The 26,025-nt window shown below is 59.9% G+C and carries 23 protein-coding genes; 17 read left to right on the plus strand and 6 right to left on the minus strand.

Annotated elements, in window-relative coordinates; all coding sequences use genetic code 11:
* Positions 1-83 precede the first annotated feature (83 nt).
* The 3 genes from HMPREF2920_RS03015 to HMPREF2920_RS03025 all read right to left on the minus strand — a co-directional run bounded on the left by HMPREF2920_RS03015 (position 84) and on the right by HMPREF2920_RS03025 (position 3,458).
* Positions 84-1,403, minus strand: coding sequence for a PH domain-containing protein (locus HMPREF2920_RS03015; RefSeq protein ID WP_070600904.1), 1,320 nt, complete (start codon positions 1,401-1,403; stop codon positions 84-86).
* A gap of 60 nt (positions 1,404-1,463) precedes the next feature.
* Positions 1,464-1,952 carry a PH domain-containing protein gene (locus HMPREF2920_RS03020; protein WP_049170706.1) on the minus strand — a complete coding sequence of 163 codons (489 nt, stop codon included), beginning with the start codon at positions 1,950-1,952 and terminating at the stop codon, positions 1,464-1,466.
* A 231-nt stretch (positions 1,953-2,183) separates the two neighbouring features.
* Positions 2,184-3,458, minus strand: a complete 1,275-nt coding sequence (locus tag HMPREF2920_RS03025) for a carboxylesterase family protein (RefSeq protein WP_049170708.1) — start codon at positions 3,456-3,458, stop codon at positions 2,184-2,186.
* A gap of 108 nt (positions 3,459-3,566) precedes the next feature.
* Between HMPREF2920_RS03025 and HMPREF2920_RS03030 the strand changes: the two genes are divergently transcribed.
* A complete protein-coding gene (locus HMPREF2920_RS03030; protein WP_070600903.1) occupies positions 3,567-5,621 on the plus strand; it encodes a M3 family metallopeptidase in 2,055 nt (684 codons plus the stop codon).
* Positions 5,622-5,696: 75 nt separating this feature from the next.
* Positions 5,697-5,912, plus strand: a complete 216-nt coding sequence (locus tag HMPREF2920_RS03035) for a hypothetical protein (protein WP_070853988.1) — start codon at positions 5,697-5,699, stop codon at positions 5,910-5,912.
* A 358-nt stretch (positions 5,913-6,270) separates the two neighbouring features.
* On the opposite strand, the gene malQ is transcribed toward HMPREF2920_RS03035, so the two are convergent.
* Positions 6,271-8,490 (minus strand): 4-alpha-glucanotransferase, encoded by a 2,220-nt coding sequence (malQ, locus tag HMPREF2920_RS03040; RefSeq protein WP_070600902.1) that lies wholly within the window; start codon positions 8,488-8,490, stop codon positions 6,271-6,273.
* A 154-nt stretch (positions 8,491-8,644) separates the two neighbouring features.
* Here malQ and HMPREF2920_RS03045 point away from each other — a divergent pair, with 154 nt between their 5' ends.
* The 12 genes from HMPREF2920_RS03045 to HMPREF2920_RS03100 all read left to right on the plus strand — a co-directional run bounded on the left by HMPREF2920_RS03045 (position 8,645) and on the right by HMPREF2920_RS03100 (position 20,900).
* On the plus strand, positions 8,645-10,477 hold the full coding sequence (locus HMPREF2920_RS03045; RefSeq protein WP_070600901.1) for an AMP-dependent synthetase/ligase: 1,833 nt from the start codon (positions 8,645-8,647) through the stop codon (positions 10,475-10,477).
* Between the two features lie 118 nt (positions 10,478-10,595).
* Positions 10,596-11,369, plus strand: coding sequence for a hypothetical protein (locus tag HMPREF2920_RS03050; RefSeq protein WP_224783736.1), 774 nt, complete (start codon positions 10,596-10,598; stop codon positions 11,367-11,369).
* Positions 11,366-12,529, plus strand: a complete 1,164-nt coding sequence (hemW, locus tag HMPREF2920_RS03055) for a radical SAM family heme chaperone HemW (protein WP_070600900.1) — start codon at positions 11,366-11,368, stop codon at positions 12,527-12,529. Before HMPREF2920_RS03050 ends, hemW begins: the two co-directional genes overlap by 4 nt.
* 9 nt (positions 12,530-12,538) lie before the next feature.
* The gene (gene hrcA, locus HMPREF2920_RS03060) at positions 12,539-13,576 is read left to right on the plus strand and encodes a heat-inducible transcriptional repressor HrcA (protein ID WP_016423119.1); all 1,038 of its coding nucleotides are present in this window, start codon (positions 12,539-12,541) and stop codon (positions 13,574-13,576) included.
* A gap of 2 nt (positions 13,577-13,578) precedes the next feature.
* On the plus strand, positions 13,579-14,709 hold the full coding sequence (gene dnaJ, locus HMPREF2920_RS03065; protein WP_049170716.1) for a molecular chaperone DnaJ: 1,131 nt from the start codon (positions 13,579-13,581) through the stop codon (positions 14,707-14,709).
* Positions 14,710-14,753: 44 nt separating this feature from the next.
* On the plus strand, positions 14,754-15,533 hold the full coding sequence (locus HMPREF2920_RS03070) for a 16S rRNA (uracil(1498)-N(3))-methyltransferase (RefSeq protein WP_069359237.1): 780 nt from the start codon (positions 14,754-14,756) through the stop codon (positions 15,531-15,533).
* A 12-nt stretch (positions 15,534-15,545) separates the two neighbouring features.
* On the plus strand, positions 15,546-16,574 hold the full coding sequence (locus HMPREF2920_RS03075) for a PhoH family protein (protein ID WP_070600899.1): 1,029 nt from the start codon (positions 15,546-15,548) through the stop codon (positions 16,572-16,574).
* A gap of 16 nt (positions 16,575-16,590) precedes the next feature.
* Positions 16,591-17,124, plus strand: a complete 534-nt coding sequence (gene ybeY / locus HMPREF2920_RS03080) for an rRNA maturation RNase YbeY (protein WP_005511056.1) — start codon at positions 16,591-16,593, stop codon at positions 17,122-17,124.
* Positions 17,121-18,449 carry a hemolysin family protein gene (locus tag HMPREF2920_RS03085; RefSeq protein WP_016423115.1) on the plus strand — a complete coding sequence of 443 codons (1,329 nt, stop codon included), beginning with the start codon at positions 17,121-17,123 and terminating at the stop codon, positions 18,447-18,449. Before ybeY ends, HMPREF2920_RS03085 begins: the two co-directional genes overlap by 4 nt.
* 4 nt (positions 18,450-18,453) lie before the next feature.
* Entirely contained in the window at positions 18,454-19,395 is a 942-nt protein-coding gene (era, locus tag HMPREF2920_RS03090; protein WP_049192908.1) for a GTPase Era, read from the plus strand.
* A gap of 4 nt (positions 19,396-19,399) precedes the next feature.
* Complete coding sequence (gene recO / locus HMPREF2920_RS03095; protein ID WP_016423113.1) at positions 19,400-20,149, plus strand: DNA repair protein RecO; 750 nt, start codon at positions 19,400-19,402, stop codon at positions 20,147-20,149.
* Positions 20,133-20,900, plus strand: a complete 768-nt coding sequence (locus HMPREF2920_RS03100) for an isoprenyl transferase (RefSeq protein ID WP_049170724.1) — start codon at positions 20,133-20,135, stop codon at positions 20,898-20,900. Before recO ends, HMPREF2920_RS03100 begins: the two co-directional genes overlap by 17 nt.
* Positions 20,901-20,930: 30 nt before the next feature.
* Here the strand turns inward: HMPREF2920_RS03100 and HMPREF2920_RS03105 are convergent, their stop codons facing one another.
* On the minus strand, positions 20,931-21,425 hold the full coding sequence (locus HMPREF2920_RS03105) for a Fur family transcriptional regulator (protein ID WP_016423111.1): 495 nt from the start codon (positions 21,423-21,425) through the stop codon (positions 20,931-20,933).
* A 190-nt stretch (positions 21,426-21,615) separates the two neighbouring features.
* Here HMPREF2920_RS03105 and HMPREF2920_RS03110 point away from each other — a divergent pair, with 190 nt between their 5' ends.
* From HMPREF2920_RS03110 to HMPREF2920_RS03120, 3 genes are read left to right on the plus strand one after another with little or no spacing between them, the layout of a single operon-like run.
* The gene (locus HMPREF2920_RS03110) at positions 21,616-23,001 is read left to right on the plus strand and encodes a glycine--tRNA ligase (RefSeq protein WP_049189626.1); all 1,386 of its coding nucleotides are present in this window, start codon (positions 21,616-21,618) and stop codon (positions 22,999-23,001) included.
* On the plus strand, positions 23,001-23,570 hold the full coding sequence (locus HMPREF2920_RS03115) for a hypothetical protein (protein ID WP_049170730.1): 570 nt from the start codon (positions 23,001-23,003) through the stop codon (positions 23,568-23,570). The genes HMPREF2920_RS03110 and HMPREF2920_RS03115 overlap by 1 nt, the downstream gene beginning before the upstream one ends.
* Positions 23,558-23,974, plus strand: coding sequence for a hypothetical protein (locus HMPREF2920_RS03120; RefSeq protein WP_049192874.1), 417 nt, complete (start codon positions 23,558-23,560; stop codon positions 23,972-23,974). Before HMPREF2920_RS03115 ends, HMPREF2920_RS03120 begins: the two co-directional genes overlap by 13 nt.
* Positions 23,975-23,982: 8 nt before the next feature.
* Here the strand turns inward: HMPREF2920_RS03120 and HMPREF2920_RS03125 are convergent, their stop codons facing one another.
* Positions 23,983-26,016: a TPM domain-containing protein gene (locus tag HMPREF2920_RS03125; RefSeq protein WP_222865373.1), complete on the minus strand. Its 2,034-nt coding sequence runs from the start codon at positions 26,014-26,016 to the stop codon at positions 23,983-23,985.
* Positions 26,017-26,025: the final 9 nt, after the last annotated feature.

The following is a 26,025-nucleotide window of genomic DNA, read 5'->3' on the forward strand; positions in this document are numbered from 1 at the left end:
CTAGCCTGCAGAGAGAGTTTTCCTGCGAGATCCCACAAGACCGCGCGAGACGGCCGTCCTGGGAGACCTCATTAAACAGCATTCTAAACAGCCTTGTGTTCCTGAATCAGCGCGGTGAGCTGGTACGCATCATCCAACTTCAACTCCGTTGCCACCGGAGTGACCGCTCCCGGCACCATGTCGATTCGCACGTTTGCCACTCCCGCCGCTTTCTTCAGCGGAGAAATGGTTAGTGTATGCCCCTGGATGCGCTGCCAAGGGACTATGAACCGCGTATGCCAGAACCGCCCCTTGGTCACTAACAGCCCCCGCCGCGTGGCCTGCACCTTTTGGAATTTCCAGTCAATTGGGCTGAGCCACCACGCCGTGCGTGGAGTCTGCCAGGAGCCCAACAGGTCATCCGCGGAGGACGGTCCCGCAATCTCAGTCATCAGGTAATCGACAATCGCGTCCGTCTCCGGTGCCGGTGCCACTGGCACCAGTGTGTTGTTCGACTGTGTGCTGTCCAGGCCATAGCCCGCCACCGAGACATCCGCACGGGACCATCTCCACGGACGCCACCAGAGCGGTTGCACCACTTTAAACCCATGAATGCGATCAATGGGAATGGTCTGAGCGCGCGTCGACAACAGTCCGGCGGTAATCGCCAGACGCCTGCTTTCCGACGATACCTTCAGCGTGAAATCCCACGACTGATTTAGTACCCCGAAAAGGCCGACAGCGAAACTGCCAATCACAATCAGAGTAGTGATGGTTACTCCGCTGAGGATTTCTACGATGAGGTCGGTAAACAGCGCAGAGACAACGGCGAGGAGGATGAGAGCTATGCCGACGAAAAGACCGGGTCCAATGGCCACGGATGCAATCAGCCGTCCGACATCGACCGGGCCAAAGATGGTCTTCGCTTCGGGCATGCGAGAGGACATGTGAGCGCCGGAGTCGAGGGGCGCGGTGGAGCTGTCACCGTCGTAAAGCGAATGCGCCAGTTCGGTGTCCAGCTTTTCTACCTCACCCAGCACGTCGGCGCGGAACTGTTCGCACTGCGGGGGAGTGAGGTATTTGATTGTGAAGTGTGAATCGGAGCCGCCGGCTGTTTCAATGACAATTTCGGCGAGCCCGAAAATGCGCGCCAACAATGGTTGGTTGATATCCACCGCCTGCACGCGGTCGAGCCGTGCCGCGCGTCGAGAACGCAGTAGCCATCCGGAGCCGTAGCGAACCTCATCGTCGGTGAGCTCGTAGAACGTATACCGCCAGGACAGCCACGAGAAAAATGCAATCAGACCAATAATTATGGCGACCGCACCGGTACCGACAAGGAGACCGAGCCATGCCCAGTCGTAGAGCTGAGTCACGACCGCAACGGCCAACTGCCACTGATTCGCGACTGCGAATGCAGTCACCGCAGCGATTGTGGCAAAGCTTTTGAGCAGCGGAGATAGGGGATGAACTCTATGCCTCATTTAGAGACCCGCCATCCGGTCGTGGGCGCGCTGAGATAGACGAGCGCGCAGGGCGAGCGCTTCTTCACGTGGCAAACCGTGGACGGCTGCATCCGAGCTCGCCGATGCTGTGTTGAGCTTCAGCGTTGCCAGTCCGAATAGTCGAAGGAGAGGTCCTTCATCGATGTCGATGAACTGGATTCGTCCGTAAGGGACGACAGTGACCGAGCGCCACCAGCGTCCGGACGCAACAATGAAGTCGTTGTCCTCTTCGAGGTATCGGTGGGCACGAACTCGTCGACCGATGAGCCAGTAGATATATGCGAAGTAGAGCACGCAGGCGAGGACGCCCAACCACATCCACGGAGTCCACATCACAGCGGCGACGACGGATGCAATCGTGATAACTAGCAGGGGAGCGGCGTGCGCGACTCGCTTCACCTTAGCCAGCGCGGGGTCGACCGGCTGCAGCGCGGAATTCTCGGGGACTAATAAATCAAGCGGCTCCATAGTTGACAGTTAACCACAGAGGGTAAAGCTTGCGTCTGGCCTGGTGCTTCGGTAAGAACGGTGGCTATGGATCGCAGGAAACTCATAGCAGTACTTATCACGCTGATCACCATTTTGGTCTGCGTCGAGATTTATCGGTACATGCAGACTTTGCCAGCTTAAGTCGCTGGGCTCAGTTGTTGAGCACAACAGCACAGCGCTAACCAGCGCAAGCCTCACCCGCCTTATGCCTTATGCGCCAAAGAGCTGGCGCGGAGCCGCCCACGCATCGATGGCAATGTCCTCGACTGCCTGGGCGTCAGCGCCAGCAAAGGTGGTCACCTTGCGGTCATTGTTGTAGCGGGGCATGTGTGAGGTGCCTTCGCGGATGAACTCGACCGCCACTTGGTGGAATGGATGGTTGGGTTCCTTCATACCGAAGAAGCGTGCAATGTCGATGCAGTGCGGAGCACCACTGGTGCGGCCAGCAGGTGCATAGCCCAACCCTTCTCCCGGTTCGAACTGTGCCGCCCACACATCCAGCTCAGCCGCCACGGACCGTTCGGCGACTTTAACAGCGTATGAGCGAATCGCTGAGTCAGAAATGACATTCCCCATCGGACGTTCGGCATAGGCGGTGGCCGGAAATTCGCCGTGGCCGCGATGCCCCTTGGCGTAGCGCCGAGCCATCCACTCCCGCATGGGCAACTTGTCCATCGCCACAACCGGCGGTTCTGAGAAGAACTCTTCGCTGGTGGCAGTCACCATCGTTGGCAGTGTGGGAGCAAAGCTGTCAAAGCGAGGCCCAATTGCCGGATCCGAAGGTGAGGATGCCGACACCAATTTCTGGGCTCGAGCGACCCTGCGTTCGTCGGCACGCGAAAAGACGTCGGTGGACGGCGCACGTCCCACACCGATGCCCGCCAACGTGCGGCGGAGACGCGAGCCCGACAGCAGCGAGAAGGCCGGCGACATGGCGATGGTGCGCTGGATCTGGCCGCGAGTGCGTTCGTCGGCAGCGAGAGTGAGCGCCAGCGCCGCACCCGCCGATTGCCCCGAGATAGTGATGTTGTCGATATCGCCGCCGAAGGCAGGCGCGTTACGACGAGCCCACTGCAGCCCCAGATACAGGTCATCAATGGCCCGGTAGGTCTCTGTTTCACTGTCGCGCCAGAATCCCTCGAGGCCCTTGCGGTATCCGAGCGAAACGGTGACGATGCCTGCCTGTGCGAAGGCCGTCGCGTCCGTCCAGGGCTCGGAGGGATGCCCAAACTCGTAGCTACCACCGTGGATCCACAGCAATACGGGATAGGAAGCGTCCGCGGGCTCAGCCGGTGCGGTGACGGTGAGAACTAATTCGCGCTCGGGTTCACAGCGCCGAGTGCCTGACTGTGGCCCGTCAGCCACCGGTGCCGACGCGGCGAACGGAGCAGCATCTGCGTAATCGATATTGAAAACTTGTATTGCGTCATCGTGAATACGGCCGGTTAGCCTCCCACAGGGAGCGGAAATAGTCGTCTCTGTCATGGCGGAAAACGCCTCCTCGTCACGGTTGGTCCTGCCAGAACGGCGGGGAGCCTGTTTCAGACGGTAGGCGCACTCTGGTTTTTCGAGCACGCTACAGTTGAATTCACTATGACCAATGATGCACGAAATCCACTGTTGACACCGTCAGAATTGTTCTGCGAATTGCCAGATTTTGCGGCAATCGATGACAGCCACGTCCGCGAGGCCTTTAGCGAAGCAATGCGCAGCCATGCACGCGAGATCGACGCCATCGCCACGTCGTCGGAGGCGCCGACCTTTGTTAATACCATCGAGGCAATGGAAAAGGCGGGCCAGGATCTGGACCGCGTCGCTGCTTATTTCTTCAACGTTGCCGGCACGGACGCCACCGATGTCCGCATGGAAATTGAAGCCGAGATCGCCCCGCAGCTCACAGCACACCTGGATCAGATTCGCATGCGCAGTGACCTGTGGCAGCGCATCAATGCCATTGACAGCGTTGACGATGCCGCCACCCCGGAAGAGGCGAAGCTGCTGCTGAAGAAAGTCCGCGAAGACTTCCAGCGCGCCGGTGCGGACCTCAGCGACGAGGACAAAGCCGAGCTCAGCCGCATCAATTCCCGCCTCTCTGAGCTTTCCACGGCTTTCGGCGAAAACCTGCTGAAGGACACCGTTGCGCGCGCCGTGGAAATCTACGACCGCGAGGAGCTCGCCGGGCTTTCCGACGACGCCATTGCGTCCTTCGCCGCCTACGCGAAAAAGGCCGACACCGATGCGCCGTGGCTGATTCCGCTGGACCTACCGTCAACTCCGGCACAGCTGGCTGACCTGGATAATCCGGCTACTCGCGCCAAGCTCTACGAAGCCTCACTGGGGCGTGCGGGTGCTGCCTCCGGCAAGTTCGACAACTCCGACATTGTGCTGGAAATGGCACGCCTGCGTGCCCGCCGTGCCAAGCTGCTCGGCTACGACACGCATGCGGATTACGTCATTGCCAAGGAGACGGCAACCACCGCAGAAGCTGCTCGGAAGCTCATTGCAGACCTGGCGCCAGCTGCCATTGCGAATGCTGAAGGCGAGTACAAGCGGGTCGCTGATCTGGCTGGCGATGAGACGGTCACGGGCGCTGACTGGCCATACTGGGAGCGCCGTCGTAAAGCGGAAGAATTCGCAGTCGACACGGAGGAACTCAAGAACTACTTCGAGCTGCACCGTGTCATCGAAGACGGCGTGTTCTACGCTGCCCGCAAGCTCTACGGCATCGAGGTAGTCAAGCGCGAGGACCTGCAGGGATACGCGCCGGGCACGACCGTGTGGGAGGTACGCCAGGGCGGAGGCGAGACCATCGGCCTGATTATTACGGACTACTTCTCGCGCCCGACTAAGCGCGGTGGTGCATGGATGAGCTCGTTTAGGGACCAGTCCCGTCTGCTGGGGCGCCTGCCAGTCGTGGTCAACGTGATGAACATCGCCGAAACCGAGCCGGGAACCCCGGTGCTACTGACGCTCGACGAGGTCACCACTGCTTTCCACGAGTTCGGGCACGCCCTCCACGGTCTGCTTTCCGACGTCACGTACCCGACCTTCTCGGGCACTAACGTCCCGCGCGACTTCGTGGAATTCCCCTCCCAGATTAACGAGAACTGGGCACTTGAGCCATCCATTCTGGCCAACTACGCCGTCCACGTTCGTACCGGTGAGCCGATCCCAGCAGAGCTAGTCGAGTCGGTGAAGAAGGCCCGCACCGCTGGTGAGGGATTTGCCACGGTTGAGTACCTCGCAGCTTGCGCAATCGATCTGGCCTGGCACAGCCTCACCGAGGAGGAAGCGGCTCAGGTCACCGATGTCGACGCTTTCGAAGCGGAAGCACTTGCCGAACTTGGCCTCGATGTTCCCCACCTGGCCCCGCGTTACCGTTCCCGCTACTTCAACCACATCTTCGCCGGCGGGTATTCGGCGGGCTATTACTCCTACCTGTGGGCAGAGGTGCTCGATGCGGACGGTTTCGGTTGGTTCACCGACAACGGCGGTGCCACAATCAGCGGCGGCAGCCACTTCCGTGAAGAGATCCTCTCCCGTGGTGGCGCCATCGACTTCATGGCTGCGTACCGCGCTTTCCGAGGCCGCGATAAGGACATCCAGCCGCTCCTCGAACGCCGCGGGCTGTCGGGCACTGATGCCTAGCTTCATGCTTTACGACGAGCCCCGCGACCGCCGCCCACTGGTTATTCCGGTCACCGGCAGGGTAGGTTGACACTCATGGCAGAAGCATTCGACAGGGTAGGGCAGTGGCTTATTCAATTGCCACTGCTTGCGCAGGTCAGCGCGCTATGCGTGGTTCTGCTGGTAGTCGGAGGTTTTGTTGCTTTCGTTCTCGTTGGTGCAATCGATGTTGTCAGCGGTCGTCTGTGGCAGTGGTCGGTGCGCCGGCGGGAGCGTTCGCAGGAGTGTCGAGGAGCGGGCAGCGAGAGCTAGCCGATGCGGTAGTGGCCCGCGGATAGCTCACTGGGAGGCCCGAAGAATTGAGCTGGGACAAGCCCCCTTTAAGTATTGGGTCGCTATCGCTGCCCTAAGGTATGTCTTAAAGTATTAGGAAATTTGCCCAACAGGCTAGAGTTGGGTAGTTCGCAAATATTTCGCAGTAGGGAGCTGAGTTAGCATGCATCGGTCGAGGCACTCGAAGGTCCTACTTGCCCTAATCGTTTTGCTTCTTCTCATCCTCATCGCTGGTGCAGTCACCGATTTCCAGTTTTAGCCTCGGTTTTAGTACCGGGCACATAACCTGAAAAATCGGTGAACGGCAAAAATGAGGGATTAGGCGCTCACGAACCAATTAACGCTTGAATCCGGGGAAGCGAGGCAGGTCCTCGACAAGCACGGCCTTGCCCTCGGCATCGGTTAGCGGAATGCACCAGTTCGGGTACTGGTCGTGGGTCGTGCCCGGCTGGTTCTGGGTACGACGATCGCCGACCATGTCCACCAGGGCCTCACACTTCAGCGCGGATGGAGTCTGGTCGAGGAAGCGGTGCAGGCCCGTGACCAGTGCGTCAATTGGTGGCAGATTATCGCGGGTGAGGGACTGAACATCCATGTCCGCGGCAGCCGTGTCACCAAAGCAGCCAGCTTCTTCGGCAGCGCCCAAAACCTTTCGAATCCACTCGAAGTCCCGGCGGTCTTCCTCCGCGACGTCGGAAAGCAATAGCCCCAGGCGTTCCCGCAGCTTGATGTGCTCGCCTGCGAGGTAGCCTGCCGTCGGCGGCAAATCGTGCGTGGTGACGGAGGACAGGCACAGGCTGCGGTAGGCGCTCGGTGGTTTCGGCTGGTCGCCCTCGGATTCAAACCACACAATCGAGGTGCCCATGATGCCCCGCGAGGCCAGGTAGTCCTGCACCCACGGCTCGAAGGTGCCCAGGTCTTCGCCTACGACGACGGCCCCAGCGAGCTCGGCCTCAAGTGCGAGAATGCCGACCATGGCCTCGTGGTCGAAGTACAGGTACGTGCCATTGACTGGGGACTCCATCCGCGGCATGACCCAGAGGCGGAACATACCCAGCACGTGGTCAACACGAATGCCACCTGCGTGGCGAAGGATTGTGCGCAGCATGTCGCGCCAGGGGCGGTAGCCGGCCTCGGCTAGCTTGTGCGGGTTCCACGGCGGCTGCGACCAGTCTTGGCCGCGCTGGTTAAAACCGTCTGGCGGTGCGCCAACAGAGATAGCAGGAGCGAGCCAATCCGCAAGGTTCTCGGCATCCGCGCCGCCAGGGTGTACGCCGACGGCAAGGTCGGCCATGATGCCGATGCGCATACCCGCATCCAGGGCTGCCTCTTGTGCCTGACCGAGCTGCTGATCGAGGATCCACTGCACCCAGAGGTGGAACTGGAAGATTTCCTCCCGCAGAGATTCGACACTGGCGTGGTTGCCCAGCGGTGGAACCAACTCGATATCGTTCTCGGCTACGGCACCAGAATCGGAAGTGGCAGCGCGTGCAGCATCGCGGGCAGCAGCGCGATCCGCGAGCTCACGCTCGGTGCACCACGACGCGTAGTCGTAAATGCCCCGGCCCTCGGCCTCCAGCCAACGGTCAAATTCCGCCTGGCGCGCGCTGGACAGGGGGATCTTGTGGATTGCCCGCAATACCTTGAGCTTTGCAGCGTAGATGGGGTTGCGGTCAATCTCATCAGAGCTGTGATTGAGCTGGTGGAAAGAGTTCGCTAGCGCACGGGCTTCATCGGCCTCGTCCTTGTCCAGGTACCCGAACTCGTCGATAAGCTCTGGCCGTGCGTACAGCGGATTGACATAGCGGCGCGTGGTGGGCAGGTACGGCGAGTCTTCTACCGGAGGCAGCGGTTCTGCGGCGTGCAGCGGATTGATGAGGACGAAATCAGAGCCCGCGTGCTGAGCGCTGACCTGTGCCAAGTCGCCGAGGGTAGCGAAATCGCCGATACCCCAGCTGCGGCTGGAGCGTACCGAGTACAGCTGAGCCATGACGCCATGCGCAGGATTCTGCACGTACTTGTCAGCAGTAGCGAGACGGTTGGGGGTTACGGCCACATCGCACTCAGCGACGTTGTCGTCGTTGACTGCACGCAAGCGGTGCCAACCAAGTGGAAGATCCTCTGGAATTGCGAAGGCGGCTTCTCCCATCAACACATCGCCGACCTGGCGTGGTGGAACCAAGTGGTGCACCTGTGCGCAGGGCCATTCTGCGCCATCCTCCAGTTTCACAGTCACGCTGACATTGCTGCCGTGCGGTACGTGAACCAGAACTCGGTGGAAGATGCCCTGGCGGGTAACTACCACGGGTGGGAGAAGGCGAGACCACTGCGTGTCCGCCCACTCACGACGCGCGTCGTTGATTTCGGCATCACTCGGATTTGGGCCCAAATCGATGTCGAGAGCAGCGAGAGTTTTTAGCACTGTCTCACGAGAGACGTGCACGAGTTGGCCCTCGGTGGAGTAGTAGGAAACCCCAACTCCGACATCTTTAGCGAGGTCGGCGAGCGGAGAGGAAAGGGGAGGATTGGAAGCTGCCTGTGTCACTCTTTCCATCATGCCAGTTTAGAAAAACTTTGCCAGTAGTAAGGCAAATCACTTCGTTATCGAAATATTTAGTGAAATCACAACGGCGCAGGGTTTGATGTTCTAAGTTGATTCCTAACGAAACCAACGACGGACAGAACTACCGAAAGTAGGGGTTTGTAACTCGATGCGTGAATATACTACTGAGGCGAAATACGTCATCGGCGAGGACGAAACGATTATTACCTCGCTGCAGGAGCTGGTGCAGAAGCGCCCGAAGCTGGTGCTTTTCACTCGCCCCAAGAACTTTGAGTGGGTAAATGTCACCGCTCAGGAGTTTTATGACGAGGCAAAGGGGGTCGCTAAGGGGCTAATCGCCAATGGTGTTCAGCCAGGCGACCGCGTAGCGCTGCTCAGTGAGACTCGCTACGAGTGGAACCTGATCAATACCGCTATCTGGATGGCGGGCGCCGCTGTTGTCCCGATTTACGGCTCCTCTTCCTCTGGGCAGATCCGTTGGATTATTGAAAACTCCGGTGCGGTCTTCGCATTCACCGAGTCGCGTGAGCACACCGACCGCATGAAGCCGCTGCTGGTCGAAAAAGGCACCGAGAACCCGGAGGGTGAGTCTCAGCTGCGTCGTGTGCTGGAGATTAACGCTTCCGCTACTGACACCATTAGCTACGAAGGCCGTGACATTGACGGCGACGAGGTCGAGCGTCGCATCAAGGACACCAAGGCCGACGACCTGGCAACCGTGATTTACACCTCCGGTACCACTGGCCGTCCGAAGGGCTGCGTGCTCCTGCACAGCAACTGGCTGGCGGAGGCCCGCGCCATCCTCACCAACGAGATTGGCCTGATTGCCCGTCCGGGTAACCGCATTCTGACCTTCCTGCCGTTGGCGCACGTGTTGGCTCACGCAGTGTCCCTGGCTTCGATTATCGCTGGTGCTACCCAGTCTCACTGGGCCGATACCAAGACCGTCACCCTGGAGTTCCAGCGTTCTCGTCCGCACCTGATTCTCGGTGTGCCGCGCGTGTTCGAGAAGGTTCGTGACTCCGCCTACGCCTCCGCTAAGGAGAAGGGCGCATTCGGTCTGGCCATGTTCGAGCGTGCTGAGGCCACCGCCATCGAGTACTCCAAAGCACTGGATACTCCGGCAGGTCCGTCGCGCGTCTTGAAGCTGCGTCGCCAGCTCTACGATCGCCTACTGTTCTCGAAGATTCGCGCAGCTATGGGGGACGCCGTTCAGTACACCATCTCCGGTGGTTCGGCTCTGTCCTCTGACCTCGGGCACTTCTTCCGCGGTCTCGGTGTGCCTGTCTACGAAGGCTACGGTCTGACCGAGTCCACGGCCGCCATCACCGTGAACAACCCGGGCGAGCAAATCATTGGCACCGTTGGTCGTCCAGTTGGTGGCTGTTCCGCCGCTATCGCTGATGATGGCGAAGTTCTGCTGCGCGGTCCGGTTGTGTTTGACCGCTACTGGAAGAACGAAGAGGCAACCAAGGAAGCCTTCATCGACGGCGAATGGTTTAAGACTGGCGACCTCGGTGAGCTGACCGAAGAAGGTCACCTGAAGATCACCGGCCGCAAGAAGGACCTCATTGTCACCGCCGGTGGTAAGAATGTCGCGCCGGGCCCGATGGAGGACCGCATGCGTGCGCACCCGCTGGTGTCCCAGGCAGTCGTCATCGGCGATGGTCGTCCGTTCGTCTCCGTGTTGGTCACTCTCGATGAGGAGGCACTGGAGAAGTGGAAGATTGAGCACTCCGTCCCCGAGCACACCTCGATCCGTGAACTCGCTGCCTCCAGCGCAGTTTTGCGCGCCGAGATTCAGGACGCCGTCAACTCCGCTAACGAGCTGGTTTCTCACGCAGAGGCTATTAAGAAGTTTCATATTCTGGACAGTGACTTCACCGAGGAAAGCGGCGAGCTGACCCCGACCATGAAGGTCAAGCGCAACATTGTCATGGACAACTACTCGCGTGACATTGAGGCTCTCTACCAGCGTTAATTCACGTTCTGCCCGCTGCCGATAGAAAACGGCAGCGTGTTGTTACCGCGCTAGCGCCCCTCACCCCATTAAGGTGAGGGGCGCTAGAAATTTTTAAGGAGTTTTCAGTTTTCGAAAGTTGGCATTCGTCAATGTTCGTCGGTACTCGGAAGCGGAAAACTGCAATGATGTCACCGACACCGAAGATGTCGTGGGAGGGCGGGCAATGATTAACCACTTCGATGCTCGGCTACGCCTGCGCGAAGTGACCCAAGAGCTCTACGACATTGGTGACGAAGTTGCCGAACACATCGAGCACCTCGCTCAGGCGGTTGCTGATGTAGATCGTGAGCTGGTGGACGAATGTGTTCTCGAGCTCGCTGACATCGTCGACGAGGCCGTTGAGGACTGCCGCCCTCTGATTGGTGAACTTGATGGTCTACGCCAAGCGTTTACCTCCGGCATTCGCTCGGGGCGCATCGGTACTCTTTCCTCCGCTTCGACACCGCGTCGACACCCGCATCCGGCACCGAAGTCTCCGGATGTGCAGTCACTGTCGCTCATTCCGGCTCCTTTGAAGCATCCGGTTGCAGTCCCTACGGTCACGCAGGCAATGATTGCTCGCTCCGATGCCGTGGCTTCTTACCTGGAGGAACTCGCCGACTGGGTTTCCGCCGAAAACATCCGAGGCGTGGAGAAGCTCGGTAGTGTGGTGCTTCCGCAGCTTTACGCGCAGTCTGGCCGCCGAGCACTGTCCGCTGCCGCCGCTTGGTGTGTTGCTGTTCCCGAGACTCATCCGGCAGTTGCCAATGCGCTGCGCGGCCGTAGGCCTCCGGAGTTCCTGATGGAACGTGCCCGCATCGATGAAATTGTCCGCCGCGTCAAGCAACGTCGAGCCAAGGAGCATGCGTGAGCGAAGCCTCCGCACACACCGATTCCTTCGGTGTCTACTTACACGTCCCATTCTGTGCCACCCGTTGTGGCTACTGTGATTTCAACACGTACACGCCAGGTCAGCTGGGCAGTGGCGCAACGCAGGGAGACTACCTCGATGCCATCGTGGCTGAGCTCGAGATGGCCGTCGTAAAGCACCCCGAACTAGCGCGTGGCGCCGATACCGTATTCGTCGGCGGGGGTACGCCGTCGATGTTGGGGGCGAGTGGTCTTCGTCGTCTGCTCGACGGTGTGCGCAACAGCTTTGGGCTTGCTGACGACGCTGAGGTCACCACCGAGTCGAATCCCGAGTCGACCTCCCCGGAGTTTTTCGAAGGCCTGGCCGAGGCAGGGTTTACCCGGGTGAGTCTGGGCATGCAGTCGGCTGTGCCGCATGTGCTGGCCACTCTGGATCGTACGCACACGCCGGGGCGTCCTGCGGCGGCAGTGGCGGAGGCACGCGCTGCCGGTTTTGAGCACATCAACCTCGACGTTATCTATGGCACGCCAGGGGAGTCGATGGCGAACCTCGATACGACGTTGGAGGCAGTCCTGGCCACGGAGGTCGATCATGTTTCGGCGTACTCGCTGATTGTCGAGCCGGGTACTGCGATGGCGCGTAAGGTCCGTCGTGGTGAGCTGCCGATGCCTGACGACGACGATCTCGCCGACCGCTACGAGCGCATCGATGCCGCACTGAGTCAAGCCGGTTTCTCCTGGTACGAGGTGTCCAACTGGGCGAAACCGGGCGGCCAATGTCGTCACAATATGCTCTACTGGCGCGATGGAAATTGGTGGGGTGCGGGCCCCGGTGCACATTCGCACCTGGATGGCACGAGGTTTTACAACGTCAAGCATCCGGCTCGCTACGCGGCGACGATTTCCGGCGGAGAGTTGCCGATTAAGGATTCGGAAGGGCTGACTGCCGACGATCGGCACACTGAGAAGATTATGCTGGGCCTCCGCCTGGCCGAGGGCATCGATGCCAATCTGCTCGGTGAGGATGAGCTGGGCAAGGCACGTCGGCAAGCGGAAGCGGGCATGGTGGAGTTTGTTTCCGTCGATGGTGGCCAGCGGATTCAGCTGACCAATCGCGGTCGTTTGCTGGCCGACGCAATAATTGTTGACATCCTTAGTTAAACTATCCGCATGTCATCTCAGACGGATAAGCGCAGGCAGGAAGTTCTTCGGGCAATTGTCTCGGATTACGTAGCTTCCCAGGAGCCAGTCGGCTCGAAGGCTCTGGTGGAGCGCCACAATCTGGGTGTGTCCTCGGCGACCATTAGAAATGACATGGCGGTGCTGGAGGCCGAGGGGTATATCCAGCAGGAACATGCATCGTCCGGACGTATCCCGACTGAGAAGGGCTACCGCCTTTTTGTGGACAATCTTTCGCAGATTAAGCCGCTGTCCAGGGCTGAGCGCCGAGCTATCCTCGAGTTCCTCGAAGGCGGCGTCGATTTGGAGGACGTTCTGCGTCGCAGTGTGCAGCTGCTGGCCCAGCTAACCCGTCAGGTCGCAGTGGTGCAGGTACCGACGCTGGAGGTCTCCCGCGTCCGGCACTGCGAGGTTGTCCAGCTCGCCGACGCGCGATTGTTGCTGGTAGTCATCACTGACACCGGGCGCGTGGAGCAGCGCAATGTTGAGCTGCCAGCACCGATGGATCCCGATCTCGTGCCGCTCTTGCGTGAGCATTTCAACCGTGCAATGTCGGGGCACACGCTTGCCGACGCGTCGATTGCGATTTCCGATCTTGCGGCTAACGCCCCGCGTGATTTGCGGGATGTGCTTATTCGCTGCTCGACGGTGCTGGTGGAGTCGTTGATTGAGAAGCCGAATGACAGACTCATCCTGGCCGGGGCATCGAATTTGACCCGTGGTAATATGGCCGGTCGCTTACCTTCTACGTTGCCCATGGTTCTTGAAGCTCTCGAAGAACAGGTGGTCGTGCTGAAACTGCTGTCGGCCGCGCAGGATTTGCACCACGTTCGCGTTTCCATCGGTGAGGAAAACGAGGACGAGGAGCTGCGCGCTACCTCAGTTGTTTCAACTGGCTATGGCACCGGCACCGAAATTTTGGGTGGCATGGGCGTAGTTGGCCCCACATTTATGGATTATCCGGGAACAATTTCCTCGGTTGCTGCTGTTGCACAGTACGTTGGCCGGGTATTGAAAGGAAGTAGCTAAAGTTGGCACGCGACTATTACGGCATCCTCGGAGTGGAGAAGGACGCTACGGACGCTGAGATTAAGAAGGCGTACCGAAAGCTGGCGCTCAAGTACCACCCAGACCGTAATCCGGGTGATGAAGAAGCTGCGGAGAAGTTCCGTGAGGCCTCTGAGGCGAACGAGGTCCTGCTGGATCCTGAAAAGCGCCGGATTGTGGATATGGGAGGAGATCCTCTCAATCCGCAGGGCGGTATGCCAGGCGGAGGTTTCGGCGGTTTCGGTGGCGGCGGAGTCGGCGATATCTTCGAGGCATTCTTCGGCGGTGCCGGTGGTACCCGCCAGCGCCGCTCGCGTGTGCAGCCAGGTGCAGATGCGCTGCTGCGTATTTCTCTAGGCCTCGATGAGGCATTTACCGGTGTCCGCAAGCCCATCACGGTAGACACCGCGGTGCTGTGTGAGCAGTGCGAGGGAACTGGCTCGAAGTCCAAATCCAAGCCGAAGATGTGTACCAGCTGTGATGGCACTGGCGAGATTCAGCAGGTCCAGCGTTCCTTCCTGGGCAATGTGATGACCTCGCGGCCGTGCCCGACTTGTGAGGGCACCGGCGAGATCATCCCCGATCCGTGTAACAACTGCGGTGGCGATGGCCGCGTCCGTGCTCGCCGTGATCTGACGGTCAACGTTCCGGCAGGTATCTCTGATGGCATGCGTATTCGCATGGCAGGGCAGGGCGAGGTCGGTCCGGGCGGTGGCCCGGCGGGTGACCTCTACGTGGAAGTTGCCATGGACCCGCACCCTGTATTCGAGCGTGAGGGCGATGATCTGCACTTTAACGTGCAGGTGCCCATGGCTGATGCCGCACTTGGTACCGAGTTTGAGGTCGACGACCTGCTCGGCGAACCAATGACCATCAAGGTTGATTCGGGCACCCAGCCGGCAGAGCAGATTCGTCTGTCGGGTAAGGGCATGCCGCATCTGCGCGGCGAGGGCAACGGCGACGTGGTCGCACACGTCGATGTCACGGTGCCGACGAAGCTGGACCGCAAGTCCCGCGAGCTGCTGGAGAAGCTACGCGAGCACCGCGATGATGATGCCAAGGTGGCAGACTCGAGTGAGCGCAACGGTTTCTTCTCCCGATTCCGCCGCCGTTAGAACACGCCATCCCCAAAGCCCCCTCCAGTGAGTGTGAAGCACACATGAGTTTGCCCGTATTCCTCGGTGAGTTCACCGAGCTGCCGCGCCCGGAAGAAATCATTCGAATCCTCGGGTCGGAGGCAAAGCACATCAGCGTTCGCAGGCTGAAGGAGGGCTCGGAGATTCTTCTTGCCAATGGTGCGGACAAGGTGGTGCGGGCACAGCTCATGCACGTAGACCCTCGTGAGGTTCACGTTCGTGTGGTTGCCGCTGAGGAACGTCCACGTCCGCGCCCGCACGTCACTGTGGTGCAGGCGCTGCCGAAGTCGGATCGTGCTGAGCTTGCGGTCGATTTGATGACCGAGGCCGGGGTCGATGAGATTATCCCCTGGGCGGCCGTGAATTGTGTGGCCCGATGGCAGGGTACCGCGAAGGTCACTAAGGCCCGCGCCAAGTGGCAGTCGGCTGCGCGCGAGGCAGCCAAGCAGGCTCGTCGTGCATGGATTCCGCCGGTCGCTGACCTGCATAGCTCCGCTGATATTGAGCAACTCATCCGGGAAACCACGTCAGCAGGTGGTGTGGCAGCAGTTTTGCACGAGGAGGAAACTGCTCCGTTCGTGGACTTCGCCGCGCAGGCAGCAAACGCTGACAAGGTTCTTTTCATCGTCGGCCCAGAAGGGGGAGTCAGCCCTGGGGAACTCGAGGCCTTCCGCGCCGCAGGTGCTAGCTCGGTAGTACTCGGCCCGACAGTTCTCCGCAGCGCCCTCGCGGGAGCTGCTGCTCTTTGCGCACTGGGCCCGTTGACAAAGCGCTGGGGCGGCGCACCCACGCCTGGTCAGTAGGATAGACGCATAATGACAAAGTATTCAGTAACTGCTCGTACCACTGCCGTCGTCGAGCTCGATGACAATCTCGCGCCGATTGTGGTCGGTCATGCGGATCAGAACCTACGTCTGCTGGAATCTCTGCTGGCAGCGGATATTCATGTCCGCGGCGGAATTGTGACAATCAAGGGTGCTCCGGCGGATGTTTCGTTGGCTGTCCGCGCTTTCAAGGAGCTAGAGGCAATGGCCCGTCGTGGGCATGAGCTCTCCCCGGAGTCGGTGCGGCACGCGGTGGGCATTGTGGATCGCGGTGAGAAGTCCGCCAGCGAGGTGCTCGGTGGCGGCATCGTGACGCATCGTGGCAAGACCGTGCGTCCCAAGACCGAGGGGCAAAAGAACTACGTCGATGCCATCGACCGCTATAACGTTGTTTTCGGTATCGGCCCCGCCGGTACGGGCAAGACCTTCCTGGCCATGGCCAAGGCTGTTGCTGCGTTGAAGAATAAGCAGGTCGAACGCATTATTCTGACTCGCCCCGCAGTGGAGGCCGGTGAAAACCTGGGCTTTCTGCCGGGTACTCTGCACGAGAAGATTGACCCCTACCTGCGCCCATTGCACGATGCGATGCGCGAAATGCTCGAGCCAGAGCTGATTCCAAAGCTGATGGAAACTGGGGTAGTGGAGGTCGCACCGCTGGCGTACATGCGCGGTCGTACCTTGAACAATGCGTTCATCATTCTCGACGAAGCACAGAACACTACTCCGGCGCAGATGAAAATGTTCCTCACCCGCCTGGGCTTCGGTTCGAAGATGGTCATCACCGGTGACGCCAGCCAGGTCGACCTGCCACGAGGGCAGAAGTCCGGTCTGGCTGTCGCCCGTGAGGTGCTGCGCGGTGTGCCGGGAATCGCTTTTCCGGCGTTGGTGGCCGCGGATGTGGTGCGCAACCCGCTGGTAACCGCAATTGTCGAGGCTTACGATGACTACGATGCCTATCACGAAGGTATTGAGCAGGGCGCCGAGTCCCCACAAAAGCGACAGTCCGCCACAAAGCGATAAAGGACGCTGAAATTACATGAGCATTGAAGTTTTCAACGAGTCCGGTCAGGGCGTCAATGAAGAGTCGCTTATCGACGTTGCCCGTTATGCGCTGGGCCGCCTGGACGTACATCCGGCAGCTGAGCTGAGCATTCACATTGTCGACTTGAAGACGATCGAAGACCTCCATGTGCGCTGGCTGGATCTGCCGGGGCCGACGGATGTGATGAGTTTCCCGATGGATGAGCTCACTCCTGGCTCTGGCCGACCAGATGCAGCTAGCCCAGGGCCTGCGATGCTGGGCGACATTGTGTTGTGCCCGGAGTTTGCCGCGGGGCAGGCTGAGCGTGCAGGCCATCCGCTGAGCCACGAGTTGGTTCTGCTCACCGTGCACGGCGTACTGCACCTGTTGGGTTATGACCATGTCACGGCGGAGGAAGAGCGTCAGATGTTCTCCCTGCAGAATGGCCTGTTGGCGGATTGGTACGACGACATCGATCGACGTGGCGTGAGCTTTTCCGAAAAACCAATTAACCCCAATGCGTTCCCGGAGCGTTCTAACGAGCGATGATCACTTTGATAATTGTCGCCGTTGTGGCGATGATCTGCGCTGGCGGACTCAACACAGTCGAAACTGCGGTCGCAGGCATTTCCCGTGCGCGCGTGGCAGAACTGCAGCGCGACGAGGTCGCAGGTGCTAATGCTCTTCTCAAGGTCGTAGAAAATCGCGCCCGGCACGTCAATGTGCTGGTGATCTTGCGTACGCTGTGCGAGTCAATCGGTGCAGTGACGCTGGCGGCGGTCTGTCTTAAGCTTTTCGAGCCGGAACGCTGGGCCATTGTGGCTGCAGTGGTGTTGCTGGCTCTGTTCACCTTCCTGGTCCTCGGGGTGTTTTCCCGCACGATGGGTCGGAAGAATCCGTACTCGATTTCCCTTGCCACCGCGGTCGTCCTGAGTTTTATGGCCAAGGTGTTGGGGCCACTGGAAAAGTTGCTGATTTGGTTCGGCAACATCATCACCCCTGGTGGTGGCTTCCGCGATGGCCCGTTCGCCACCGAAGTCGAGTTGCGCGAGATGGTCGATATCGCCCAGGAGCGCGGCATTGTGGAGCACGATGAGCGCCGCATGATTCAGTCTGTGTTTGATCTCGCGGAAACGTCGGCACGCGTAGTTATGGTTCCGCGCCCAGAGATGGTGTGGATCGAGGCGGATAAGCACTGTGGTCAGGCAGTGGCCCTATGCGTGAAGTCGGGTCACTCGCGGTTGCCGGTGATTGGCGAGAGCGTTGAGGACATCGTCGGCGTCATTTACTTGAAGGACATTGTCCAGCAGACGTACTCGCGTACTGATGGTGGCCGCGGTGTTCGCGTCTCCGAAGTCATGCGCGACTGCGTTTTTGTGCCCGACTCCAAGCCACTGGATGATCTGCTCGATGAAATGCAGCGCACCCGCAATCACATCGCCATTCTCATCGACGAATACGGATCGGTCGCCGGTCTTATCTCTATTGAGGACATCCTCGAGGAGATTGTCGGTGAGATTGCCGACGAATACGACGAGGCCGAGCAGGCCCCCATCGAACCACTGGGGGATGCCTCCTACCGCGTGCAGGCGCGCCTCAGCTTGGGCGAGCTCATAGAGCTTTACGACGAAGCCCACGGGCGCCAACTCGTCTTCGATGACGAGGTCACCGATGAGGTGGATACGGTCTCCGGTCTGTTGGCATATGAGCTTGGACGTGTGCCACTGCCCGGTTCGTACGTAGAATATGCAGGACTGAAGTTTACCGCCGAGGGCTCGCGTGACCGTCGTGGTCGTATGCGGGTACGCACTGTGGTGGTGGAGCCGACTGCGGAGTTTTACTCCGAGGAAGAAGATACTGATGGGCAATCTTGATGACATGCTGGCCAATGCTGGACTTGGCGGAGATGCTGATGATTACAGTGCGCCGGAGGGCTTTCGCTCTGGGTTCGTTTCCATTGTGGGGCGTCCGAATACCGGTAAGTCCACGCTGACCAATTCCCTGGTGGGCGAGAAGATCGCTATTACCGCTAACCAGCCGGAAACCACGCGTCATCCAGTCCGAGGTGTAGTCCACCGCGAGAACTGTCAGATTGTTGTCGTGGATACGCCAGGTCTGCACAAGCCACGCACGCTGCTCGGTGAACGCCTGAATGACATGGTTCAGGAGACCTACTCCGATGTGGACTTGGTCGCGATGGTCGTGCCTGCCGACGAGAAAATTGGTCCCGGTGACCGTTGGATTTACGAGAACGTCTCCAAAGGTTGCAAGAACATCATGGGCATTGTGTCCAAGGTGGATAAGGTCTCGCGCGACACCATTATTGAGCGCCTGATTGAGCTGCAGGAGTTGCTCGGTCCGGATGCCGAGCTTGTGCCACTGTCGTCGAAGTCTGGCGAGAACATCAACACGCTGATTGATGTCATGTCTTCCCAGTTGCCGGAGGGACCGCGCCTGTATCCGAAGGGTCACATCACCGATGAGGATTTGCACACCCGGATGGCGGAGCTCATTCGCGAGGCGGCCCTCGGCGGTCTGCGCGATGAGTTGCCGCACTCCGTGGCAGTCCAGATCGATGAGGTGCTGCCAAACCAGGACCGCGAAGGCGTCCTGGATGTCCACGCCGTTATCTATGTCGAGCGTTCGGGGCAGAAGTCCATCCTCATGGGACGCGACGGTCGACGCATGGGCACCACCATTCATAAGGCTCGTAAGGAACTCATTGCGCTGCTCGGTCAGAATGTTTACCTCGACCTGCGCGTGAAGGTGCTGAAGGACTGGCAGTCGGACCCGAAGCAGCTGGGCAAGTTGGGATTCTAAAAAATTGGTCGAGCCGTATCGCGACCGTGCGCTGGTCGTACGCCGCTACGACCTCGGAGAAGCCGACCGCATCATCGTCCTTTTCACCCGCGACCACGGCCTAGTCCGCGGTGTCGCCAAAGGCGTGCGGCGCGCGAAGAGCCGCTTCGGCTCCCGCCTGTCACCATTCGTCGACGTGGATGTCAACATCTACCCACGCCGAGGGCTGTCCACTATCGCAGGCGCAGATACCGTGCGCACGTGGGCAGCACCGCTTGTCGACGACTATGCGCGCTACACCTGTGCGTGTGCAGTCCTGGACGTCGCCGAACGCATTGTCGGCGAGGAGCAAGTGCCGGCTCCCGAATTGTGGGATCTCACCACCCAATCGCTCGACGACGTTGCGGCCGGTCGCCATCGCCCCGATTTGTTGCTGACCTCCTACATCCTGCGAGCAATGGCGCAGGCAGGTTGGCAGCCAAGCCTCTTTGAATGCGCAGGCTGCGGCAAAGCCGGGCCTCACCACGCGTTTTCTCCCGCATTAGGTGGAGCAGTGTGCACTAACTGCCGGCCACCGGGTGCAGATACTCCGCCGACCGAGGTTCTGCATCTGATGTGGCAGCTTGCTCATGAGCAATGGGCGGGCATCGATACGTCGTCAAGCGAATTCGAGGGACGGATGGCGACGGCGCGTACCCTAACGGCGAAGTACCTGCAGTACTACCTGGGCCGCCGGGTGCCGGCGCTGGAACATGTGGATGCTTTTTGGCAGTAAACGTCAGCGGTGGGGCACAATAGGAAGCGTGTTGAATCCTCCTGTACCGCAGCAATTCGTGCCCAATCACATCGCGCTCGTGATGGACGGCAATGGTAGATGGGCCGAACAGCGTGGGCTCAAACGCACCGAGGGACACAAGCGTGGCGAGGCCGTGCTGATGGAGTGCGTCGATGCTTGTTTGGAGATGGGCGTCAAGCACCTGTCGGCTTACGCATTTTCCACTGAGAATTGGCGCCGTTCGGTCGATGAGGTCCGATTCCTCATGGGCTTTAATCGCGACGTGCTGCGCCGACGTCGTGATGAGCTGGATTCGAAGAACGTTCGCGTGCGTTGGGCAGGGCGTCGCCCGCGACTGTGGCGCTCGGTGATTAAGGAACTTGAGATTGCCGAGGAGCAGACGAAGGACAATGACGCGCTAACTCTGTATATGTGCGTCAACTACGGTGGTCGCGCTGAAATTGTTGATGCTGCTAGAGAGATTGCTCGTCAGGCAGCAGCGGGGGAGCTCAGCGAATATGACTTGACCGAGAAGTCTTTCGCACAGTTCCTGGATGAGCCGACTATGCCGGATGTTGATCTGTTCTTGCGTCCGTCGGGCGAGCAGCGCACGTCCAACTTCTTGATCTGGCAGTCCGCCTATGCGGAGATGGTCTATCAGGACAAGCTTTTCCCGGATTTCGGTCGGGATGACATGCGCGCCGCAGTGGTGGAGTACGCCAAGCGCGACCGTAGGTTCGGCAAGGCCTAGAGCCGGTATTTTTTGGGGCGGGAGGCCGGGCTACTTCTTCTGGCAGTCCCTGCACAGGCCGAAGACCTCAGCAGTGTGCCCGGTTAGATTAAAACCGTGCTCCTCCGCCAGGCTGTGAGCCCACTGCTCGACAGGGCCGCCGGCGACTTCAACGGTGCTGCCGCAATCGGTGCAGACCAGGTGATGATGGTGGTGGTCACCGCACAGCCGGTAGAGAGCCTCTCCGGAGGCATTGTGCAGAACATCGACAATGTCCATTTCTGCAAGGGACTGGAGCGTCCGATAGACCGTCGTCAAGCCGACCTTGTCCCCACGTTCCGTCAGCGACTTATGAATGTCAGCAGCGGAGCGAAAATTAGGAGCCTCACTCATAATCGACACGACGGCGCGGCGTTGGCGAGTACTGCGCTGGCCGATGCGGGTTGCGGCCGGCCGCGCGGAGGCGTGTGCCCCGGTGCTAGCGGGGGAGCCCGTACCACGTGGGTTTTCGCCAGAACTAACTTCGTGCATATCTTCGCCAGCCATGTAACCGACACTACCCGGTATCGGTTGGACAAGATGCGCTAGAGTATAGGGGAACTTTTAACTGGCCTGTTGGGGTCAGTACATTTTGCTTTTCATTATGTCGTTCGCCGCACGGAACGGGCTGAATTGTGTGCCCGGAAAAGGCGTGTGGTGTGCGATGCGAAGCCATTTATAAGGAGTGGTCTAGACCGTGGCACCTAAGTCAGTTGTCGATACCGTCGCCAACCTGTGTAAGCGCAGGGGGTTCGTTTACCCGTGTGGTGAAATTTACGGCGGTACCCGCTCGGCATGGGATTACGGTCCCCTGGGTGTGGAGCTGAAGGAAAACATCAAGCGCCAGTGGTGGAAGACCTTCGTCACCGGTCGTAAGGATGTCGTCGGCCTGGATTCCTCCATTATCCTGCCGCGCCAGGTCTGGGAAGCTTCCGGCCACGTCGCTACCTTCACCGACCCGCTGGTGGAGTCCCTGCACACCCACAAGCGCTACCGCGCTGACCACCTGCTGGAGGCCTACGAGGCCAAGCACGGTCACCCGCCGGCCAATGGTCTGGCAGATGTTCCGGACCCGGAGACCGGTCAGCCGGGCAACTGGACCGAGCCGCAGATGTTCTCCGGTCTGATGAAGACCTTCCTCGGCCCGGTCGACAATGAGCAGGGCCTGCACTACATGCGCCCGGAGACCGCTCAGGGTATCTTCGTCAACTTCAAGAACGTTATGACCACGGCTCGTATGAAGCCACCGTTCGGTATCGGCCAGACCGGTAAGGCATTCCGTAACGAGATCACCCCGGGCAACTTCATCTTCCGTACCCGCGAGTTCGAGCAGATGGAGATCGAGTACTTCGTCGCACCGAACGAGGCGGAAGAGAAGTTCGATGAGTGGGTCGACGCCTGCTGGAACTGGTTCATTGACCTGGGCGTTAACCCGGAGAACATGCGTCAGTTCGACGTTCCGAAGGACGAGCGCGCTCACTACTCTGCACGCACAATCGACTTCGAGTACCGTTTCCACTTCCAGGGCAACGAGTGGGGCGAGCTGATGGGTGTCGCCAACCGTACGGACTACGACCTCGGCTGCCACATCGAGCACTCCAAGGAAGACCTGCGTTACCACGACCAGGTCACCGGCGAAAAGTACGTTCCGTACGTCATTGAGCCGTCCTTCGGTCTGACCCGCGCCCTGATGGCCTTCCTGTGCGATGCCTACACCGAGGAAGAGGTGCCGAACGCAAAGGGCGGCACCGACACCCGTACTGTGCTGAAGCTGGACCCGCGTCTGTCGCCGGTTAAGGTTGCTGTTTTGCCGCTGTCGAAGAAGGACACCCTGACTCCGACTGCTGAGGCTGTCGCCGACAAGCTGCGCCAGTACTGGGCCGTCGATTACGACACCTCCGGTGCTATCGGCCGTCGTTACCGTCGCCAGGATGAGATCGGTACTCCGTTCTGTGTCACCGTTGACTTCGATACTCTCGAGGACAACGCTGTGACCGTCCGTGACCGCGACACCATGGAGCAGGAGCGCGTCAAGATTGACGAGCTGGAAGGCTACCTCGCAGCTCGCCTGGTGGGCTGCTAATGGCCGAAGAAGTTTTTTGGGAATCCTATAGTCTCGGCGACGGCTCTCGGGAAAAATCCGAGCAAACCTGGCCGATTCTGAAGGAAAGCACCGAAGTCGGCACGTACATCCGTGATGAGCAGGGCGATCGCCTCAACACCCCGGAAGGGGAGTGGGTCATTGATGCCTCTGCTAATCACCGTGTTTCCGCCACGCTTCCCGACGGCCGCGTGTTCTCGACCGTTGCTGCTGACCGTGACAAGATTTCGCGAGCCAAGCAGCTTTCAGTGACCTTTGGGCCGGAACGTCCTGAAGGCAAGCTGGTGTGCGAGGGATCGACGAACTACGTCATCGAGAATGCGAAGACCGGCGAGAAGTGGGGCCAGTTTACCGGTGCGTCCCGTGGCGTGCGCCACGCAGAGGTGCAGTTCGACACCGATGAGGGCCGTGCGCTGCCGGAAGAGGAGAAGATCTTCCTGGTCTACAGTGCTCGTCGAGTGCTGGAGTCCCGCATGGTTTCCTCTACCTGGATTCTCACTGTCTGCTTGCTCTTGCTGATTGCCTATATGATTTGGGTGTGGATCGTGTAGCAACTATTGCAGACGGCGTCGTTTACGACGAGAACAAAAAGACCCTGTCCGACGGCTGGAGCTGTCAGGACGGGGTCTTTAGTGCTTTCTGGATCACCTCGCCACAAGGGCGTGGCTGGCAGGTGAAAGCCCGCTTTTTTAGCACGAACGCGCTAGTGATGACGAATCCGGATGAGGGGGATTCTTTCGTCCTAAACAGAGAAGGACGGGGAATTCGCACGGTCTTCGACATCGAACGGCCAGGCTATGAGCTCGCCCGAATCGTCAGAGAGGACAGCCTAGGCCGAGGGGTATTTGGTGTCTATGCCCAGAAAGGAGACTTCCGGGGGAGTTTCGAAGACTGGCTGATTGCCGCCGCTCTGGCGACGTGGTCTGTGGATGGACCACGCCAGATGCGAATTTAGGCGGGAATCTAGAAGCCCATTGTGCTGCCGGAGCCGCCTGGTCGGCTCGAACCTCCGCCGAAACCGCCGAATCCGCCGATGCTGCCACCAAAGCCGCTGTTGTTGCTGAGCATGCTGCCTAGCACCATGCCGGCGACCATCGAACCGTTGCTGCCGCCACCGCGGCGCTGATCCTGGTAGCGGCGGATGTCACGGCGGGCCAAGTCAGCGGCCTCAGCCGCGAGCTTGCGCGCACGACGTGCGTAGGCCAAAGCCTTTCGCGGATCGTCGTTGGCCAAGCCCTGAGCAGAGCCGTAAGCACGCTGCGCCTCCGCGAGGCGAGTGCGAGCCTCAGCACCAACCACACGGCGGCGGGTAGCAATTAAGTCAGCCGCGGCGCGAATGTGATTGTCGGCATCCTGCATGCTGTGCTGCAAAGTAGCGGTAGCGCGGGCGAACGATGCGGCCTTGTCTCGAGCGGAGTCGAGGGCTTCGTCGAGCAGCTCATCGGCATCGGTCAGTGCGGTCCAGGAACTCAGTGGATCCACTTCGGACTTATTGGCTGCCACGCCGAGTGCTTCACGGCCTGCTTCGATGGCCGCATTGAGACGCTCGCGGTTGATGTTGGCGCCTTGCGGTGCCGACATCAGGTGCGAGGCCTCATCGATTTCACCGCGGACCTCGGCGATAAGGGAAGCCAGCCCCGCGACTGCAGCGTGAATATCGCTATCGGCGTGTTCAATGGCCTCCAGAAGACTCTCTGCCTGTGTGAGCGCAAAGTCGGTGGCCGACAGTGCATCAATCAGACCACCTTGCTCACCGGCGGGTAGGTCCGCGATGCGGCGGGCCTCAGACATTGACTGGTCAGCCTGATTCAGGTGCTCCGTGGCCATATCAATATTGTCGGTCACAGAGCTGAGCATCTGCTCTTCGTAACGTGCGCGCAGACCATCGAGAATTTCGCCGGCACGCGGCATACGTGAACGCAGCTCGACACTTCGCTGAGTGAGCTTCGAAATCGTCGCTTCAGCATTCATCAACTCCTGGCGGAGTTTCTGGAAGTTTGCGGCCTCGCCGTCGAGCTGGTCATCCGCAACACCACAGGTGGAGATAATCTCCAGTAGGACACTGCGGCGCTCGATTTCGTCGGACACGGAGCCGTCGTCAAGCTGTTGGCGAAGTGCAAACGCACGCTCGAGCGTGGACTGAGAGTGCTTCAGTGCGTTGTCGAAGCTGCGGATGCGTTCGGTGCCGAACTCAGCGCGGGCGAGGTCGAGCTCGGTGCGGGCTTTGCGAATGGACTCATCGGTACTGACAATCTCATCGTGCGCAAGAACATCGAGCGAGCTGGTGCTCAGCGAGTCCAGCGAAGAGACATCCTTGGGGTCGATGTTGCGGCCACGAGCGATCTCCTCCTCATCGCGCTTCTTCTTATTGCGGCGGCCCACGGCCCAGGTGGCGCCACCGACAACGGCGGCACCACCGAGGCCGGCGCCGAGTGCCCACCCACCGGCGGAGCCGCTGCCACCGCCTGCCTCGGCGATGGCAGCTTCACCCGCAGCTGCCCAGTTGTCATCCTCTAACAACTGCCCTTGAGCTGCTCTGTTGATGGCCTCCGCGTTGCGGGGGAAGGAGTCTCCGACGAAAGCGCCGAGGTTTCGGTCTTCCACGGCGACGACCAGGACACCGCGGTTGTCGGCAGCTCCGAGGTGCTCCCAGGCCTGCTGCGCCCACTGTTCGCCCTGAATGCCGTCGAAGCTCTTGATGTAAAACACCGAGAACAGGAGTCGCTTCTCTGTCTTGAGCTGCTGAATCTGCTCCTTCAGACGAGCTTCATCGCCGCCGCTCAGCACACCTGCGAGATCAGCCACCTCGCCCGACACATCCGCCGGTGCCTCGGCGTGCGCCAGGGATGCTGACGGCGCGAGTGCCAGCAGCGAAGCAGGTGCGTGAACCGGTGGCTGTGCCGGTAGTGCGGCAGTAATTAGCGGCATGCTCAGGCCGAGAAAAGCACCCGATGCGGCAAGGTAAAGGGGGCGAAACACGCGATTCCTGTCAGACATATCTACAAG

Source organism: Corynebacterium sp. HMSC075F02, assembly GCF_001838335.1.
GTDB lineage: Bacteria > Actinomycetota > Actinomycetes > Mycobacteriales > Mycobacteriaceae > Corynebacterium > Corynebacterium jeikeium_D.